The organism is Pseudomonadota bacterium (genome assembly GCA_030775045.1).
Taxonomy (GTDB): Bacteria; Pseudomonadota; Alphaproteobacteria; order JALYJY01; family JALYJY01; genus JALYJY01.
Genome location: JALYJY010000007.1, coordinates 15848 through 30837, shown reverse-complemented (window position 1 = coordinate 30837; position 14990 = coordinate 15848). Strand labels below are relative to the sequence as shown.

The window sequence follows — 14990 nt, the reverse complement described above, 5'->3', positions numbered from 1 at the left end:
CCCCACACGCTCCTGCGTCAAAAATCCACGCAACACTGACTTCGCCATGTATGCCGAACGCTACCGCATCGAATGCTTCTTCAACAGACTCAAACACTACCGCGCAGTCGCCACACGCTACGCCAAACGCGCACGCAACTTCGCAAGCCTCATCTACCTCACAGCTTCCATGCCCTGGTTAAAATAAATGTCAACAGGGCCTAGTGATTGAAAACCCCCGTCCGGATGATTTCAGGACTTGCATAAATCCTGAAAACATTCCGGGGTTCGCCGGCTGTTCGCTGATAAACGGGAGTGACTATAACATCCCGGAATGCCTGCCAGCAGGGAGAAAGACTTTTCGGATCCGAGAAATTGCATTCCCGCCTGGGCGGGCGGGTACTGATAATGTTATCCGCCACTTTCAGGCCCATGGCTTCTGCTGCCCTGGAAACTACTTCTCCGCCTGCGAAAGGCCAGACCATATCAATGACCACTACATCCGGTTTCCATTCCTTGAGTTTCCCGGGGAATGCTTCATCAAATTCACCAAAATTCCAGTCATTGGTCGATGCTGCATAAAGAGCTCTCGGTGCAGGAATTGAAGAGCTGTAAACCAGGCGCCAGTCCCTTTTCCCCAGATCCACGAGTTTCTGGCGAAGGACAACGAGATCTGTATTTCTGAAAGCCATGTCATGAGCTGCGCCGCCGAGGGAATAAATAACGTTTGGCACAAACATGGCCATAAAAAGCGCCACTGCAAATCCTGTCGCAAGGCGAGGTCGGGCCAGTTTCTGCAGGAATATTCCGAAATGGAAAACAATTGTCAGCAGTGCTGTTACAACAAAGGGATAGTTATAATTTGCCAGGACCAGATAGCGCATCAGAAGGATATTAAAGAAAATGCACAGCAGGTTGTAAACACTGCACAGGCTGATGATATGGCTGATTCCGTCATCTCTCATCCTGTATCTGGCCAGATGCCATGCAGACAGGATTGCTGCCACAAGTACGTATTGTTCACGATATATATACATTTCTGCCCAGCGCTGCAGGGACTGCATATAGCCAAAGCCTTCCCTTGCTGTGTGATAGGTCGTAATAAAAAACTGTTTGTGGGCAAAGCCCACCGGATCCAGAATCATGAAAGGATGAAACAGCAGGATTGCGAGAAGTGCTGTTTTTATATAGGGCAGAAACTGCCTGAACAGGCTGCGATATTGCCGGTCGGCCAGTTTCTGCCACATTTCAGCAGTCCGGTATTTCAGGTACGTACCCACAGGAAGCAGAAGAATAAAGACAAAACTCTGCTTGGCCATGACGCAGGCAATGGCGCAGAACCAGGCACCTTTCAGCCAGATTTCCTGTCGGGTTTCTGAAAACTTTACCAGGGCGAAGAGACACAGCACCGCCGCCAGAAGGCCCATGGGTTCGGGGTGGATTTCATAGGAAAACTTGAAGACAGGGTGGTAGAAGGCGAGGAGCATGGCTGTCAGGCAGGCCAGCAGCCTGGAGCGGGTGACTTGCTGGATCAGAAACCAGAAAGCCGAAATGGCCAAGGCTGAAAGGGAAAAGGACAGTATCCTTACGGAGGCTGCGATTACGCTGAAAAATTCCTTGGGTGAAATTCTGAGAATATGACGCTCGACCCCAACCACAAGGGCTGCCAGGGTATTATAGGACCAGCCATAGACTCCCGTGTGGACATGGTGATTCTGGTTGATGTCTCCACCTGCCATTCCCATGTAATCATTCAGCAGGGAACCGCTGTCAATGAAAGATGCAGTGACCATCTGCATATCTTCGTTGGAAGTGAACAGTAGCGGTGCACAGGCAAGTGTGTAAACCACAAGGACCAGAGTCAGCAGGATCCAGTTTCTGGTCAGATCTGCAGACGGGTTTTTCCATGTTTCAGGCGTCATAATGACCCTCCGGTTGTGGTATCTGGGCTTCATACGTATATTTTTTTGATAAGACAAGATATCTCGTGCTATTGTGCCCGCCGTTCACAATCAATCTGACTGGCAGGACAATGGACGGGACCCCTTTCGACAGCACGCGCAGATTCTGGAACCATAATCCCTGCAATCTCCAGGACAATTATGAATCCAGACGGATCTATCGTTACAGGATGGAGCCATGGCTTCCTTCATTCATTGAAAAAATTGCCCGCCGGCATTCTGATGTCGTTGAAATTGGCTGTGGCCAGGGTACGGATGGTCTTGAATTCTGCCGGCATCTGGATCCAAAAGGCAGCTATACGGGAATAGACCTGTCAGATGAGAGCGTTGCACGGGCCTTTCAGGCATACGAAGAGATTTCCGGCCGCGGCGCCCTGAAAGTGGTTCCCCGGTTCAGGCAGGGAAATGCCGAAGCCCTGGAGCTCGGCTCCGGTTCTGTATCCTGCATATATTCAATGGGTGTGCTGCATCACTCCCCGAATCCCCCACAGACTGTCCAGGAGATTTACCGGGTCCTTTCACCGGGTGGAAAAGCCTATATCTGCCTCTATAAAAACATGTCACTGAAAGTAGGGGCTGCCAAATTTCTCCGGGGCATGCAGCATGTGATCGATTTCATTTTTGGAACCCGCCGGGGGATATATGAATTTCTGAAAAGGCGCCCCCGGAAATTCTGGGGCACCATGCTGCATGAGTGTTTTGGCGTGCCTTACATGTTCTGGTACACACGGAGCCAGATGCGACACCTGTTCAGGGATTTCAATATTCTCAGCCTGAAATCCTATGGCGCAAACCTGCCCTTTGCCAAATACGACGGCAGGGAAACCCTTTTTGGTTATTTCTGGGTCATAGAAGTCCAGAAGCCGGCAACCTGAGGCAGGAATCTGCTCTTCTCCTCTGGGACTGGAATGAAGGTTTTTCTGGCATTCTCAGGAAGGAAGTCGTCAGGGACAGCGTGGATTGTTGTGGTCCACAAGGCCGGGGTGGGGGTCCATATATAGTTTTGCAGTACCTGCAGGATTGGAATTTTTTCCAAAATGCGCTATTGCATTTCCCTGCTGTATGGCTGCAAAGACTTCTGTCTGGCGGGAAAAAATGTGTGGATTTTTCGGTCTTCTGAAGACAGGGCCTCTCAGTCCGGATGACATCATCCGCAGCCGGCAATCCAGGGACAGTCTTGCGCACCGGGGTCCCGATGGTGCTGACGAACATGTTACAGACCGCATGTATCTCGGGCATCGCAGGCTGAGCATCATTGATCTCAGTGACCATGCGCTTCAGCCTTTTGTTTCCGGCGACAGACGCTTTGTTCTCGTCTTCAATGGCGAAATCTACAATTATGTGGAACTGCGCGAAAAGCTCCGTGCTCTGGGATTCCGTTTCCGGACGGATTCAGATACCGAGGTTCTGCTGAATGCCTTCATTCACTGGAATGAAAATGCCCTGACGCACCTGGACGGCATGTTTGCGGGCAGTTTCCATGACCTGCAGCAGGACCGTCATATCTTTTTCCGCGATGCCCTGGGGCAGAAGCCTTTCTATTATTCCAGTCAGGATGGTAACTGGGTCTTTGCGTCGGAACTGCGGGCAATACTGCATTACCAGCCTCACAGGCTGACACTGGATCTGCCTTCTGCAAGGCGGTATCTGCTGCAGAGCTATTATGCCTGGGCAGATACTCCTGTTTCCGGGGTGCACAAGCTTCCCCCCGGCCATCTGCTGATCCTGGAGGGGAGAAGACAGGCCAGCCTCAGGCGGTGGTGGAACAGCCGGGCAGGAGAAGAGCGGGCGGATTTTTCGCCGGACCAGGCCCTCGAAAAGTTCAGCGGCCTGTTTGACGAAAGCTGTCGCATTGCACTGCGCTCGGATGTTCCTGTCGGCGTTTTCCTGAGTGGCGGAATTGACAGTACCCTTGTGGCCGCCCATGCCCTGCGCCACAGCCAGAAAATCTGCATGCTGAGCATTGGTTCCAGTGATCCGGAATTCAATGAGACAGACAAGGCCCTTGCTTCCGCAGCCCATCTCAGAAGCCTGGGATACAGATTTGAACATGAAACACTGGTCCTGGATACTGAAACTGCCCAGAATCTGGTTCTGGAAGTCCTGCAGAAGCAGGACGAGCCTCATGGCGATCCAGGCTATGTGAATGCATTTTTTCTGGCACGGGCTGCCAGATCATATCTGACCGTTGCCCTTGCAGGCGATGGGGCTGATGAACTGTTTTATGGCTATCTGCCATTTCTTGCAGCGCGTTATGGCCGCCTGCTGAATATTCTTCCGGACTGTGTGACGGACATGCTTCGCAGGATTGTGCGGCATATCCCGGCGGGTGATGGATACGTGGGTCTGCAGTTCAGGCTTCTGGGCCTCCTGCGCGGGGCTGTGGGAGACAGGAATTACGCACCATCGGGCTGGCTGAGTACACTGGACCCCCGGGCGTTTGCGGCACTTGCAGGGAAAAAATATACATCGCCTGCAGCGCACCGGTCCTTTCTGACAGATCCCAACATGTTTTTCGGAGGAAGTATACGCCAGACCATGCAGCAGAAGCTGGCGGATTATTACCAGCAAAGCTTTCTGCCTGAATTTGTCTGCCACCATACAGACCGGGCCTTCATGCTGCAGGGTCTCGAAGTCAGGGCTCCTTTCCTGAGTCCTTCCCTGATCGCGTTTGCCAACCGGTTGCCTGATAATCTCAAATGCCGGGGAAATACCCTGAAATGGCTGCTGCGGGAGCATGCGCGCCGTCTGGGATTCCCCCTTTCCATTACGACACAGAAAAAACAGGGATTTACCTTTCCTGTAGCCCGATGGCTGCGAGGCCCACTGGCCCATCTTCTGACACCCCTGACGGCATCTGCCGAATGGCACAGCAACAGTCTGGATCAGGAGAGTATCCGCCAGCTTGTGGGCGAACACATGTCCGGCAAGGCCAATCATTACCGTATCCTGTATAACCTGCTGTCTTTCTACCACTGGCGCCTGCGCTATCCTTCACTGGAGATTTCCGGTCATGACCAGTCCTGATATCAGCTCCCTGACAGGGGATTATGCCTGGCAGACGCAATTTGTTGCTGAAAACGCCTGGCGCCTGCTGGCGCTTCAGGACAGGAATCAGGCCTCCCCCACTTATGGCTGTTTCGACCTTGGCTACTGGCGGGACAAGACGGCAGAATTTGCTGATATCCGCCGTCAGGAAGCCGGCGCAGCGCTTGGACTGCTGCTGCATCCAGCCATACAGCGGGATTTTGGCAGGGTATTGCCGGACAGGAATGAGCTGCTGTCCGCTTTCTGTGCCAGTATCGCCTTTCTGGAAAAGGCCCAGTATCCCGAAGGCTGTTTTGATGAATGGTACAAGGGAGAGCGCGGTTATGCGGCTACGGAGTTTCCTGCGGTGGCTTTTGGTCTGACACTTTTTCTTGTGGAAGATATTCCCGCGGACGTCCGGCGCCGGGCCCTGAAAGTTTTTTCCCGCGCCTGTGAATGGCTGGGAAAACGGGTCGACAGGGTGAAAGCCAATCATGAAGCAGCTGCGGCTGCGGCTCTTGCCCTGATCGGAAAACTGGAAAATAACCGGAATCTGTTGACCCTTGCTGCCGGAAAAATGCAGGAAGCACTGCAGCGCCAGCAGGCCGAAGGATGGTTTCCCGAAATAGGGGGCATGGATCTGGGGTATTGCAGTGTGCTCCTGGACTATACACAGCTTTACCATCACGTTACTGGTGACCTGTCTGTCATTGGCCCCATGCAGAAGCTTCTGGATTTCATGAGGCCCCATATCTGTCCCGACAGTACGATCATGCCGGAAAGCGGTATCTGCCTGAACCCCTATGTGTCCCGGCTGGGTATGGCCCTGGCAGCCCGTCACAGTCCCCTTGCAGGAACCCTGCATCATTTCTGGCTGAACCATGTTACGGGACAGGCCGGCATTCTGCCCATACTCGCAGAGGATCTGCGTTTCAGCCGCTGGGCCTATCTGCCGCTGACAGCCTGGCTGCTTGCGCCCAGAGAATTACCCGCTCCGGAGCAGCCCTGGCCGTTTTATCCCGGAACAGGATGGCACAAGGATCCGGCGGCGGGTCTGGCCAGTTACCATAATGCTGAAACGGATGCATTTGTTTCCATTGCCGCCGGAGGGTATGCACGCATCTATCACCGCAGGCAGCCTGTCCTGGAGATCAGGCCACCGCTGATCCTGTCAGACGGGAATGCCCCGCTGTCCCTGCAGGGATATCACCCGGAAAGACAGGCCCATATCGACAATGGTGTCCTGATTTTGAAAAACAGGCTTTCCAGGGTGGCTTTTTTCTTCCCCGGCTTCTGGCAGCGTCTTGTGCTGAGGGTATTCTGCCTGCATCCTGCATCGGCCCGCTGGATCCGTGCCTGTATTGACCATATCCGTCTGCGGAACCGTACGGCGGTCAACCAGTCTGTCGCACCACTGCGCAATTCCGCTGCACAGGGTGAGTCTGCAGCAAGACTGTCGATTTCTGCAGATGCCATAACCTATGAACTTGTCCTGTCAGGACTGCCGGCAGAATACAGCCGGCTCCAGAACAGAATTTCCTTGATGGCGCAGGCCGGATGGCGTAATCCTGAAGTGTCAGCGCCCCGTGTTTTCCAGTCGGGATCAATCCGTTACAGGCTTCACTACAGCCTTGCCGACGGGATTGCCCACGAAGAATATGATCTGTCATGACCGGTTTTATTCCTTCTGCTGATCCTGCAGCCCTTCTGGAACCCAGCAGGAAGCTTTCCATTATTGTTCCTTCTTTCAATGAAAGCGACAGCCTGCCCGAACTCTGTCAGCGCCTGGCTGGTGTGACAGGATCAATGGGCTATACCCCGGATGACTATGAAGTTCTGGTGGTGAATGACGGATCTACAGACGGTACCAGTGAAAGGATCGCGGATCTGCAGCGGGATTATCCTGCCCTGATTGAGATACGTCTTCGTACAAATTTCGGAAAATCCCTGGCTCTGATGACTGGTTTTTCCCATGCCCGGGGAGCCAGGGTTGTCACAATGGACGCTGATCTGCAGGATAATCCCGAGGATATCCCCGTCCTGATCCGGAAACTGGATCAGGGTTACGATGTGGTCTCGGGGTGGAGGCAGAAACGGCAGGATACCCTGATCCGGAAAATCGGATCGCGCTGTGTCAACATCTTCCTGCGCATGATGACCGGGCTGTATCTGCATGACCAGAACTGCGGCTTCAAGATCTATCGGCATGAAGTCATCAAGCGCCTGTACGTTTTTGGACAGCTGCACCGCTTTATTCCGGTCCAGGCACACCTGATAGGATACCGGGTAACAGAAGAGCCTGTTACCAACAGTCCCCGCAAGCACGGATATTCGAAATTCCGGACCTTCCGATATCAGGCGGCGTTTGACTTCATGTCACTGCTTTTTACCTATCGCTGTGCGATGACGCCCCTGCACTTTTTCGGCCTGATTTCGGTTTTCTTCCTCTTCCCCGGCTTTGCAGTCCTGGGATGGATGCTTCTGGAACATCTGGGCTACATTCTGGGTCTGGGTGGATCAGGACAGCTGGTCAACCGGCCGCTTTTCATTCTGGTAATTTCGACCATATCCACAGGCTTTTCAATCCTGCTGACAGGGCTGGTCTGTGATTTCATGCTGTACCATCACACCCGGACCCATATGCCGATGATCCTGGCCAACGCAGTTGAATGCATCCGTGATAAAAGCAGATCTTCCGTTTCGCAGTCTTGATGGAACCTGGCAGGCCCGGCAGCTGACCGCTGAGCCTGACCGCTACCGGCAGCTGCGCCAGTATATCCTGTCAGCGGGCCATATCATTCCAGCAGGCAGCAGGCTGTCCTATGCGCCCCTGGCGGCGTGTCCGGACGGACTGACACTTTCCCTCCGGAATTTTGACCGGCTTCTGGATTTTTCACCGGAAGAATTCCGCATTACGGTTGAGGCGGGCATAACACTCGGAGAACTTTACCGGTTTCTCCTGCCGCGCCGGCTCTGTCTGCGTGTACAGCCAGGATATCCTGACATTACCATCGGCGGCTGTATTGCCGCGAATGTTCATGGAAAAAACCAGTATCGCGATGGCCAGTTCATTGACTGTATCGAGGAGCTGGATATCCTGCTGGCCAATGGTGAAACAGTAACGGCCAGCCGGCAGAAAAATCCCGAGCTGTTCAATTACACCATTGGCGGATTTGGCCTGACCGGTCTGGTGCTGTCAGCCCGTCTGGTGCTTGCAGAACTGTCCGGACAGAGTGTTCACCAACAGACAGAACATATCAGAAGCTTTCCGGATGCGATCGCCAGAATACAGGAACTGGCTGCCCGGCATGATTATGCCTATGCATGGCATGACTGCGCCAGCCCCTGGAGCCCCAGGTGGGGAGAAAGTCTTGTTTTCTATGGTGATGTGGCAAGTGTTTCCAGTGAAGACAGCATATATGTTTCTTCGCACAGGACCCGGCCCGGCAAAGCCAGGTTTCGGCTCCCGGTTTTCCAGTACCAGTTTCCAAACCGTATCATAAACGCTGTCTATATCCGGCAGCAGACTGCAGGATCATCCCGGATCCTGCCATTGCATCAGGCGTTCTGGCCCACACTGGGGAAAGAATTCTATTTTTCCTGGTATGGCCGGAAAGGATTTGTGGAGATGCAGGCCCTGGTTCCCCTGGACAGGGTACAGGACTATCTTCAGGAATTGCAGGGGGCACAGCAGAAATACGGCGTGGCTGTTGGCCTTGCGGCAAGCAAGTTTTTCAGGGGGAAGCCCCACCATATAAGCTATGGCGGGGCTGGAATAAGTTTTTCACTGGATATTGCGAACAATTCCTCGACACTGCCGTTCATGGACTGTCTGGATGATCTGCATACGGCGCTTGGCGCCCGTTCAAATATTGCAAAGGATTCCCGACTGTCCCGCAAGGTGTTTGACAGTCAGTACAGGGATGCAGATGCGGCGCGCGCCGTATTCCGCAGCATGGATCCGGACCGCAGATTCATTTCCTCCCTTTCAGAGCGTCTGGGGCTGAAATGAGAAAACATGCCTGTGTTATTGGGGCTTCTGCCGGACTTGGGCGTGCGCTGTGCCACAAACTGGCGGCGGAGAACTATGACCTGCTGCTGGTTGCCAGTGATGCCCGGGACCTGGATGCAATGGCGCGGGATCTGCGCATTCGCCATAGTGGCACAGTTTCCGTTATTGTCCATGACCTGTCAGGTGACGATCCCGAGCTTCTGGTAAAAAACATTCTTTTACAGATGTCTGAACCGGACCTGCTGGCCTGTGTGGCTGGCTATACTTCACCGCATGATCATGGACCGCTGGCTGCTGACGAAGCGGCAAGGGTTCTGAATGTGAATGCCGTACAGATCCTGCGGGTCATCAATGGCTGCATGCCGGCCCTTGAAAGGCCGGAGGCCAGACTTCTGGTCATCAGCTCTGTTGCCTGCATGCGCCCCCGGCGCCGCAATATCCTTTATGGAGCAGCAAAGGCGGCCCTGGAACATTATGCGATGGCCCTGCAGCATTACTGGTACAGACAGCCGGGCAAGGTCTATCTCTACCGCATGGGCTTCATGCATACCCAGATGACGTATGGCCAGAAACTGATGCTGCCGGGTCTTTCACCTGAAAAAGCGGCCCAGGCTATCATGAAAGACATCGGGTACGGCCGCAGCGGAATGCATTATCTGCCCGGATGGTGGAGAATCATTGCCCTGGTTTTCAGGGTTCTTCCCTGGGCTGTTTTCCGGCGGCTGGATATTTAAAAGTATGGGACTGCAGGGCCAGATTATCCGCTTTATTGCTGTTGGACTGCTTGCCAGTGCAGTGGATGTCCTGCTTTTTGATGCCGGAATCAGGGCCGGACTGCCACGCCTTCCCTGTGCAGTTGCCACTTTTGTGGCAGCCAATGTAGTCAATTATTTCTGCAGTTCCCGATATGTATTCCACCACGGAAGTCACAGCTGGCGTGCGGTAACGGGATTTGCCGTGACTGTGGGAATCGCCATGCTGATCAATGTCGGAATTGTCATGATCATGGGTTTTCTGGGAAGTCCATGGCCAGTTGCAGACAAACTTGTTGCCGGAGTCTTTGTCCTGATCTGGTCATTCTGGTCGCGCAGGACCTTTGTTTTCAGAAAATCTTCCAGATCATTTCAGGCGAAAGAGGATTCACCAGACTGCGCGGATATGATCAAGACAGGGCCGGATTTCAAGGAGGCCCGACAGGATAGGGAAGCCAATACCCATGGATCTGGGCGAGAAGATTGTCAGACACGTGAAGGGGGGAGCTTATCCTGTCCGGAGCGGTCCGGGAAGAGTGACGGGAAAGCTGAAAGACGCTGATCCGTCCCGGTTTGTGTTTGCGGAGAGACCGACGTCCCGACCAAAGTGGCTGACTTCAGGAACTCTGTCTGAGAAGAAAACGTCTGCTCTGCTATCCCGGACACTTTCTCCCGTTACGAATGCACCAGCTTCTGCCCCCGGAATCACCACATTTCCCAAGACCCCGGATCGGACGGGGGCAGTGGAGGACCCTGTGATGGAACCGGCGGTGCGTCAGGATCCGCAGCCGGCGCTTCTCCCTCCACCGGGGGTGACAGCTCTGTGCTGATACCACCGGCTTCCTGGCGGTCTCTTTCAAGACGTTCCTTCAGCGCCTGACGATCTTCCGGCGTGGAAAATTCCTTTGGCCTTTCGGGAACCGTGGCCAGGTTCGGCCAGACCGTTTCCCCCCCTGCACAGGCCGACAGCAGCAGGAGTCCCGCAACAACAAGAGCCATGCGTCTCATGGGCCTGCCTCCTTCTGGGTAACGCCTCACCGCCAGTCCGGACGGATCGGAACCCGGCATATTCTGGAAGAAAAAGGCGATCATGACCAGCGACAGGCAACAGGGCAGGCCGTTCATCTCAGGCGAGGATGCAGCCGCATGGGCCAGAACCCTTGAGCATTTCGCCCGCCACTCGCCCGATATCATGAAGGCTTTCATGAAGCACCAGCAGGCCGACATGCCCCTGGGCCGGGCAGAAATCGCCGACATTGGCTCTGCTTTCGCCGAAGCTGGCATGCAGATGATGAAAAATCCCCTGTATCTGTGGAAAGCCTGGGCTGATCTGGGAACCGGCTGGATGGACCTGTGGGGAAAGACCTGGGCCCGCGCCCTGGGGGGAGAGGCCCAGCCCGCTGCCATTCCTGACGAACATGACCGGCGATTCCGGGATTCCGCCTGGCAGGACAGTGCAGTCTTTGACTTCATCAAGCAGTCCTACCTGCTCACCTCCCGCTGGATGATGTCCACGATCAGAAATGTGGAAGGGCTGGACGACAGGACGGAAAAAAAGGTCCTGTTCTATACGCGCCAGTTCATGGATGCCCTGTCGCCCAGCAATTTCATCATGACAAACCCCGAGGTGCTGCGAGCCACACTGGAATCCGGCGGAGAAAACCTGGTCCTGGGCCTGCGCAACCTGCTGAAGGATCTGGAGCGGGGCAAGGGCCGCCTGAGCATCAGCAGAGTTGATGAAAAGGCTTTCAGGCTGGGGGAGAATATTGCCGTCACTCCCGGCAAGGTGATCTGGCGCAACGACCTGATGGAACTGATCCAGTATGCGCCCGCGACGGAAACCGTCATGCAGCGGCCCCTGCTGGTCATCCCGCCCTGGATCAACAAGTACTATATCCTGGACATGCGGCCGGAGAATTCGTTCATCAAGTGCATGGTGGAGCAGGGCATCACGGTGTTTGTCATTTCCTGGGTCAATCCGGACCGGCATCTGGCGAAAAAGACCTTTGACGACTATCTGACCGAAGGCGCGCTGGAGGCCATGGACCGGGCCCTGCAAGTTACCGGGGAAAAGGACCTGAACGTCATGGGTTATTGCCTGGGCGGCACCCTGCTGGCCTGCGCCCTGTCGTGGCTGGAAGCAAAGGGCCGGGGCGACCAGGTGAAAAGCGCCACGTTCCTGACCACCCTGGTGGATTTCGAGGAGGCCGGAGAGCTGTCCGTCTTCATCGACGAGGTCCAGCTGGAAGCGCTGGAGCGGCGCATGAAAAAATCCGGCTATCTGGATGCAGGGTCCATGGCGTCCACCTTCAACATGCTGCGCGCCAACGACCTGATCTGGACGTACGTGGTGAACAACTATCTTCTGGGCAAGGCGCCGTTTCCCTTCGACCTGCTGTCCTGGAACGCCGACAGCACCCGCATGCCCGCCGCCATGCACAGTTTTTACCTGCGCAACATGTACCAGAAAAACCTGCTCTCACGGCCCGGCGGCATCACCCTGGACGGCGTACCCATGGACCTGGGCCGGATCAGGTCCCCGTCCTTCATCCTGGCGACGAAGGAAGACCACATCGCGCCCTGGATCTCGGCTTACGTGGCTACACAGCTGTACAGCGGACCCTGCACTTTCCGGCTGGCCATGTCAGGCCACATTGCCGGGATCGTGAACCCGCCGAATTCAGGGAAATACGGATACTGGGAAAATACGGACCTGCCGCCCTCTCCAGAAAAGTGGCTGGAACACGCCACCTTCCGGGAAGGTTCCTGGTGGCCCGGCTGGCTGGAGTGGCTGAAACCCTTCGGCGGAGACATGGTCCGTGCCCGTATCCCCGGCAAGGGAAAACTGAAAGCCCTCGACGACGCCCCCGGCCAGTACGTCAGGGTCCGGTCACACTGAAACCACCCGTCTGGCGCAGGGCCTCGCCTGTCACCATGGCCGCCGCAACGGCCAGGTTGAGGGACCGCAGGCCCGGAGCGATGGGAATGCGCACGCGCACGTCGGCGATGGCGTGGACATTTTCCGGAACGCCGACGCTCTCCCGGCCCAGAAGCAGGATGTCATCGGGCTGATACCGGCACTCCGTATGGGGCACGCTGCCCCGGGTGGTCAGCAGGATCAGCCGCCCGGAACGCTGTGTCTGAAAGACTTCCCAGGAATCATGCAGGGTCATGGACACATGGTCCGCATAGTCCATGCCCGACCGACGGATCCGCCTGTCGTCCAGCGGAAAACCACAGGGGCGGATGATGTCCACCCCCAGCCCCAGACAGGCCGCAAGGCGCAGGACAGCGCCGGTGTTCTGGGGAATATCAGGCTGGTACAGGGCAATGCGCATGGCCCGTTGTAGCAGACCCTGTCATGGCCCTGTCAAAAACTGCTACAAGCAGGCCCATGACCACCCGCAATGCCATCCGTGACAGGGCCCTGTCCCTCGGTTTTGACGCCGTAGGGTTTGCGCGGGCTGAACTGGGAGACGAGGTGCGGGAGAGGCTGGCAGCCTTTCTGGCCAGCGGCTGGCACGGCGATATGGGCTGGCTGGCGGACAAGGCGGACCGGCGCGGCGATCCGAAAGCGCTGTGGAGCGAGGCGAAAACCATCATCGCGCTGGGCATGTCCTATGCCCCCGCCGGTGATCCGCTCAAACTGCTGGACCATCCGGACTACGGGGTCATTTCCACATACGCAAAAGGGCGTGACTATCACGACATCATCAAGGGCCGCCTGAAGCAGCTGGCGTCCTGGATGCACGGGGAATTCGGATGCGACGTGAAGGTGTTCGTGGACACGGCCCCGGTCATGGAAAAGCCGCTGGCGCAGAACGCCGGCCTGGGCTGGCAGGGCAAGCACACCAACCTGGTGTCGCGACAGCATGGATCCTGGCTGTTCCTGTCCGAGATCTATACGACGCTGGAGCTGGAGCCTGACACGCCCGGGCAGGACCGGTGCGGCTCGTGCCAGGCGTGCCTGGATGTATGCCCGACGAAAGCCTTTGTGGGGCCTTACAGACTGGATGCCCGCAGGTGCATCTCCTACCTGACCATCGAGCACAAGGGTCCGATTGACGAGGCGCTGCGCCCTCTGATGGGCAACAGGATCTATGGCTGTGATGACTGCCTGGCCGTGTGCCCCTGGAACAAGTTCGCAAAACCGACGCGGGAACCGGGCTTTTTCCCGCGGGCTGAGCTGACAGCCCCCAGGCTGGCCGATCTGGCCTGGCTGGATAACGCGACTTTCCGGGAAGTATTCTCTGGCTCTCCCGTCAAGCGCATCGGGCGGGACCGCTTCGTGCGCAACGTTCTGATCGCTATCGGCAACAGCGGCGACGCCAGCCTGCTGCCTGTGGCGCAAAGCCTGTGTGAGGACCCGGCCTTTGTGGTCAGCGATGCGGCCCGCTGGGCGGTGAAGAGGCTGGAAACCGCACTGTCCTGACGAGACACAACGGAATCCGCCAATCCTGCCGGCCCGTTTTCACACAGGTCCGGGCATGGGCAGAAGCCGTCACATGACGCTCAGGGATCCAGCCCACACCCTGTCCTGCAGCCACCAGTCCCAGCACCAGGTCCGAGGCAGACACCTCGGCCCGGATCTTTCCGGTCATGTCCAGCCGGCTGTCTTTCAGTTTTTTCCTGATCGCCTCTCCCGTCAGGGTGCCGGGTGTGTAGAGGACAAGAGGAGGGGCCTTGCCGCGCCCATGCCCCAGGGAAAACCGCGGCGTACCGGCATCAGCAATGCTGAACGGGCTGAGCTGGTCCCGGCCCTGGATGTGGTGAGTGCACTGGCCATACAGCCGGGACAGTTCCTGCATATACTCTTCCGGGATCAGGGCCCAGGCTTCGTCCGCACTGCCCTCGGCCACGCTCTGCCAGCAGCGGGCCGGCGTCATGACCTGGAACCAGTGGGGCCGGTCGGGCAGGCCGGGCAGGATGTGCACGTTCAGATCGTGGACGGCGCCGGGCGTGACCACAACCCTGCGCGGGGCCGACAGCTGTGACCCCATGTCGCGGATCTGGTCCCGGACAGCCATCCAGCTGCCCCGGGCCGCCCGCGCGTGGCGCAGCAGCGCTTCACCCGCGGGTGTGAACGAAACAGTGCGCCCCTTTTTCTCCAGGATCCGCACCCCCAGGGATTCTTCCAGTCCCTGCAGGCGGCGGGTCATGGCGGACTGGCTGATTCCCAGGCTCTGCGCTGCCTTTCCCACCCCGCCGCAGGCCTCAACGGCCAGAATGTCGTCCCACCCCTCAAAGACAGTCATGCGT

At 56.5% G+C, this 14990-nt stretch carries 13 protein-coding genes; 9 read left to right on the top strand and 4 right to left on the bottom strand.

Annotated features, from left to right (window positions below):
• A partial coding sequence (locus M3O22_01265; GenBank protein ID MDP9195392.1) for a transposase occupies nt 1-187 on the top strand: 187 nt, incomplete at its 5' end.
• A gap of 13 nt (nt 188-200) precedes the next feature.
• Here M3O22_01265 and M3O22_01260 read toward each other — a convergent pair.
• On the bottom strand, nt 201-1901 hold the full coding sequence (locus tag M3O22_01260) for a phospholipid carrier-dependent glycosyltransferase (GenBank protein ID MDP9195391.1): 1701 nt from the start codon (nt 1899-1901) through the stop codon (nt 201-203).
• Between the two features lie 110 nt (nt 1902-2011).
• Here M3O22_01260 and M3O22_01255 point away from each other — a divergent pair, with 110 nt between their 5' ends.
• The 6 genes from M3O22_01255 (at nt 2012) to M3O22_01230 (ending at nt 9713) form a co-directional block, all read left to right on the top strand.
• Nucleotides 2012-2815 (top strand): class I SAM-dependent methyltransferase, encoded by an 804-nt coding sequence (locus M3O22_01255; GenBank protein ID MDP9195390.1) that lies wholly within the window; start codon nt 2012-2014, stop codon nt 2813-2815.
• 220 nt (nt 2816-3035) lie between these two features.
• On the top strand, nt 3036-4967 hold the full coding sequence (gene asnB / locus M3O22_01250) for an asparagine synthase (glutamine-hydrolyzing) (protein MDP9195389.1): 1932 nt from the start codon (nt 3036-3038) through the stop codon (nt 4965-4967).
• On the top strand, nt 4954-6639 hold the full coding sequence (locus tag M3O22_01245) for a hypothetical protein (GenBank protein ID MDP9195388.1): 1686 nt from the start codon (nt 4954-4956) through the stop codon (nt 6637-6639). The genes asnB and M3O22_01245 overlap by 14 nt, the downstream gene beginning before the upstream one ends.
• On the top strand, nt 6636-7679 hold the full coding sequence (locus tag M3O22_01240; protein ID MDP9195387.1) for a glycosyltransferase family 2 protein: 1044 nt from the start codon (nt 6636-6638) through the stop codon (nt 7677-7679). Before M3O22_01245 ends, M3O22_01240 begins: the two co-directional genes overlap by 4 nt.
• Nucleotides 7645-8979 (top strand): FAD-binding oxidoreductase, encoded by a 1335-nt coding sequence (locus M3O22_01235; GenBank protein ID MDP9195386.1) that lies wholly within the window; start codon nt 7645-7647, stop codon nt 8977-8979. Before M3O22_01240 ends, M3O22_01235 begins: the two co-directional genes overlap by 35 nt.
• The gene (locus M3O22_01230) at nt 8976-9713 is read left to right on the top strand and encodes an SDR family NAD(P)-dependent oxidoreductase (protein ID MDP9195385.1); all 738 of its coding nucleotides are present in this window, start codon (nt 8976-8978) and stop codon (nt 9711-9713) included. Before M3O22_01235 ends, M3O22_01230 begins: the two co-directional genes overlap by 4 nt.
• Nucleotides 9714-10436: 723 nt before the next feature.
• Here the strand turns inward: M3O22_01230 and M3O22_01225 are convergent.
• Entirely contained in the window at nt 10437-10739 is a 303-nt protein-coding gene (locus M3O22_01225) for a hypothetical protein (protein MDP9195384.1), read from the bottom strand.
• A 196-nt stretch (nt 10740-10935) separates the two neighbouring features.
• Here M3O22_01225 and phaC point away from each other — a divergent pair, with 196 nt between their 5' ends.
• Entirely contained in the window at nt 10936-12630 is a 1695-nt protein-coding gene (gene phaC / locus M3O22_01220) for a class I poly(R)-hydroxyalkanoic acid synthase (protein MDP9195383.1), read from the top strand.
• Here the strand turns inward: phaC and M3O22_01215 are convergent.
• Complete coding sequence (locus tag M3O22_01215; GenBank protein ID MDP9195382.1) at nt 12611-13069, bottom strand: tRNA (cytidine(34)-2'-O)-methyltransferase; 459 nt, start codon at nt 13067-13069, stop codon at nt 12611-12613. The two genes, phaC and M3O22_01215, sit on opposite strands and share 20 nt — an antisense overlap.
• A gap of 56 nt (nt 13070-13125) precedes the next feature.
• Between M3O22_01215 and queG the strand changes: the two genes are divergently transcribed.
• Nucleotides 13126-14163 carry a tRNA epoxyqueuosine(34) reductase QueG gene (gene queG, locus M3O22_01210; protein MDP9195381.1) on the top strand — a complete coding sequence of 346 codons (1038 nt, stop codon included), beginning with the start codon at nt 13126-13128 and terminating at the stop codon, nt 14161-14163.
• On the opposite strand, the gene M3O22_01205 is transcribed toward queG, so the two are convergent.
• Nucleotides 14111-14986, bottom strand: coding sequence for a LysR family transcriptional regulator (locus M3O22_01205; GenBank protein MDP9195380.1), 876 nt, complete (start codon nt 14984-14986; stop codon nt 14111-14113). The genes queG and M3O22_01205 overlap by 53 nt on opposite strands.
• Nucleotides 14987-14990 lie beyond the last annotated feature (4 nt).

Bases quoted from the DNA above. Each gene is read 5' to 3' on its own strand.
- M3O22_01260 (MDP9195391.1), bottom strand. From the start codon at position 1,901: ATGACGCCTGAAACATGGAAAAACCCGTCTGCAGATCTGACCAGAAAC.
- M3O22_01225 (MDP9195384.1), bottom strand. From the start codon at position 10,739: ATGAGACGCATGGCTCTTGTTGTTGCGGGACTCCTGCTGCTGTCGGCC.
- queG (MDP9195381.1), top strand. From the start codon at position 13,126: ATGACCACCCGCAATGCCATCCGTGACAGGGCCCTGTCCCTCGGTTTT.
- M3O22_01205 (MDP9195380.1), bottom strand. From the start codon at position 14,986: ATGACTGTCTTTGAGGGGTGGGACGACATTCTGGCCGTTGAGGCCTGC.
- asnB (MDP9195389.1), top strand. From the start codon at position 3,036: ATGTGTGGATTTTTCGGTCTTCTGAAGACAGGGCCTCTCAGTCCGGAT.
- M3O22_01245 (MDP9195388.1), top strand. From the start codon at position 4,954: ATGACCAGTCCTGATATCAGCTCCCTGACAGGGGATTATGCCTGGCAG.
- M3O22_01240 (MDP9195387.1), top strand. From the start codon at position 6,636: ATGACCGGTTTTATTCCTTCTGCTGATCCTGCAGCCCTTCTGGAACCC.
- M3O22_01215 (MDP9195382.1), bottom strand. From the start codon at position 13,069: ATGCGCATTGCCCTGTACCAGCCTGATATTCCCCAGAACACCGGCGCT.
- phaC (MDP9195383.1), top strand. From the start codon at position 10,936: ATGAAGCACCAGCAGGCCGACATGCCCCTGGGCCGGGCAGAAATCGCC.
- M3O22_01255 (MDP9195390.1), top strand. From the start codon at position 2,012: ATGGACGGGACCCCTTTCGACAGCACGCGCAGATTCTGGAACCATAAT.
- M3O22_01230 (MDP9195385.1), top strand. From the start codon at position 8,976: ATGAGAAAACATGCCTGTGTTATTGGGGCTTCTGCCGGACTTGGGCGT.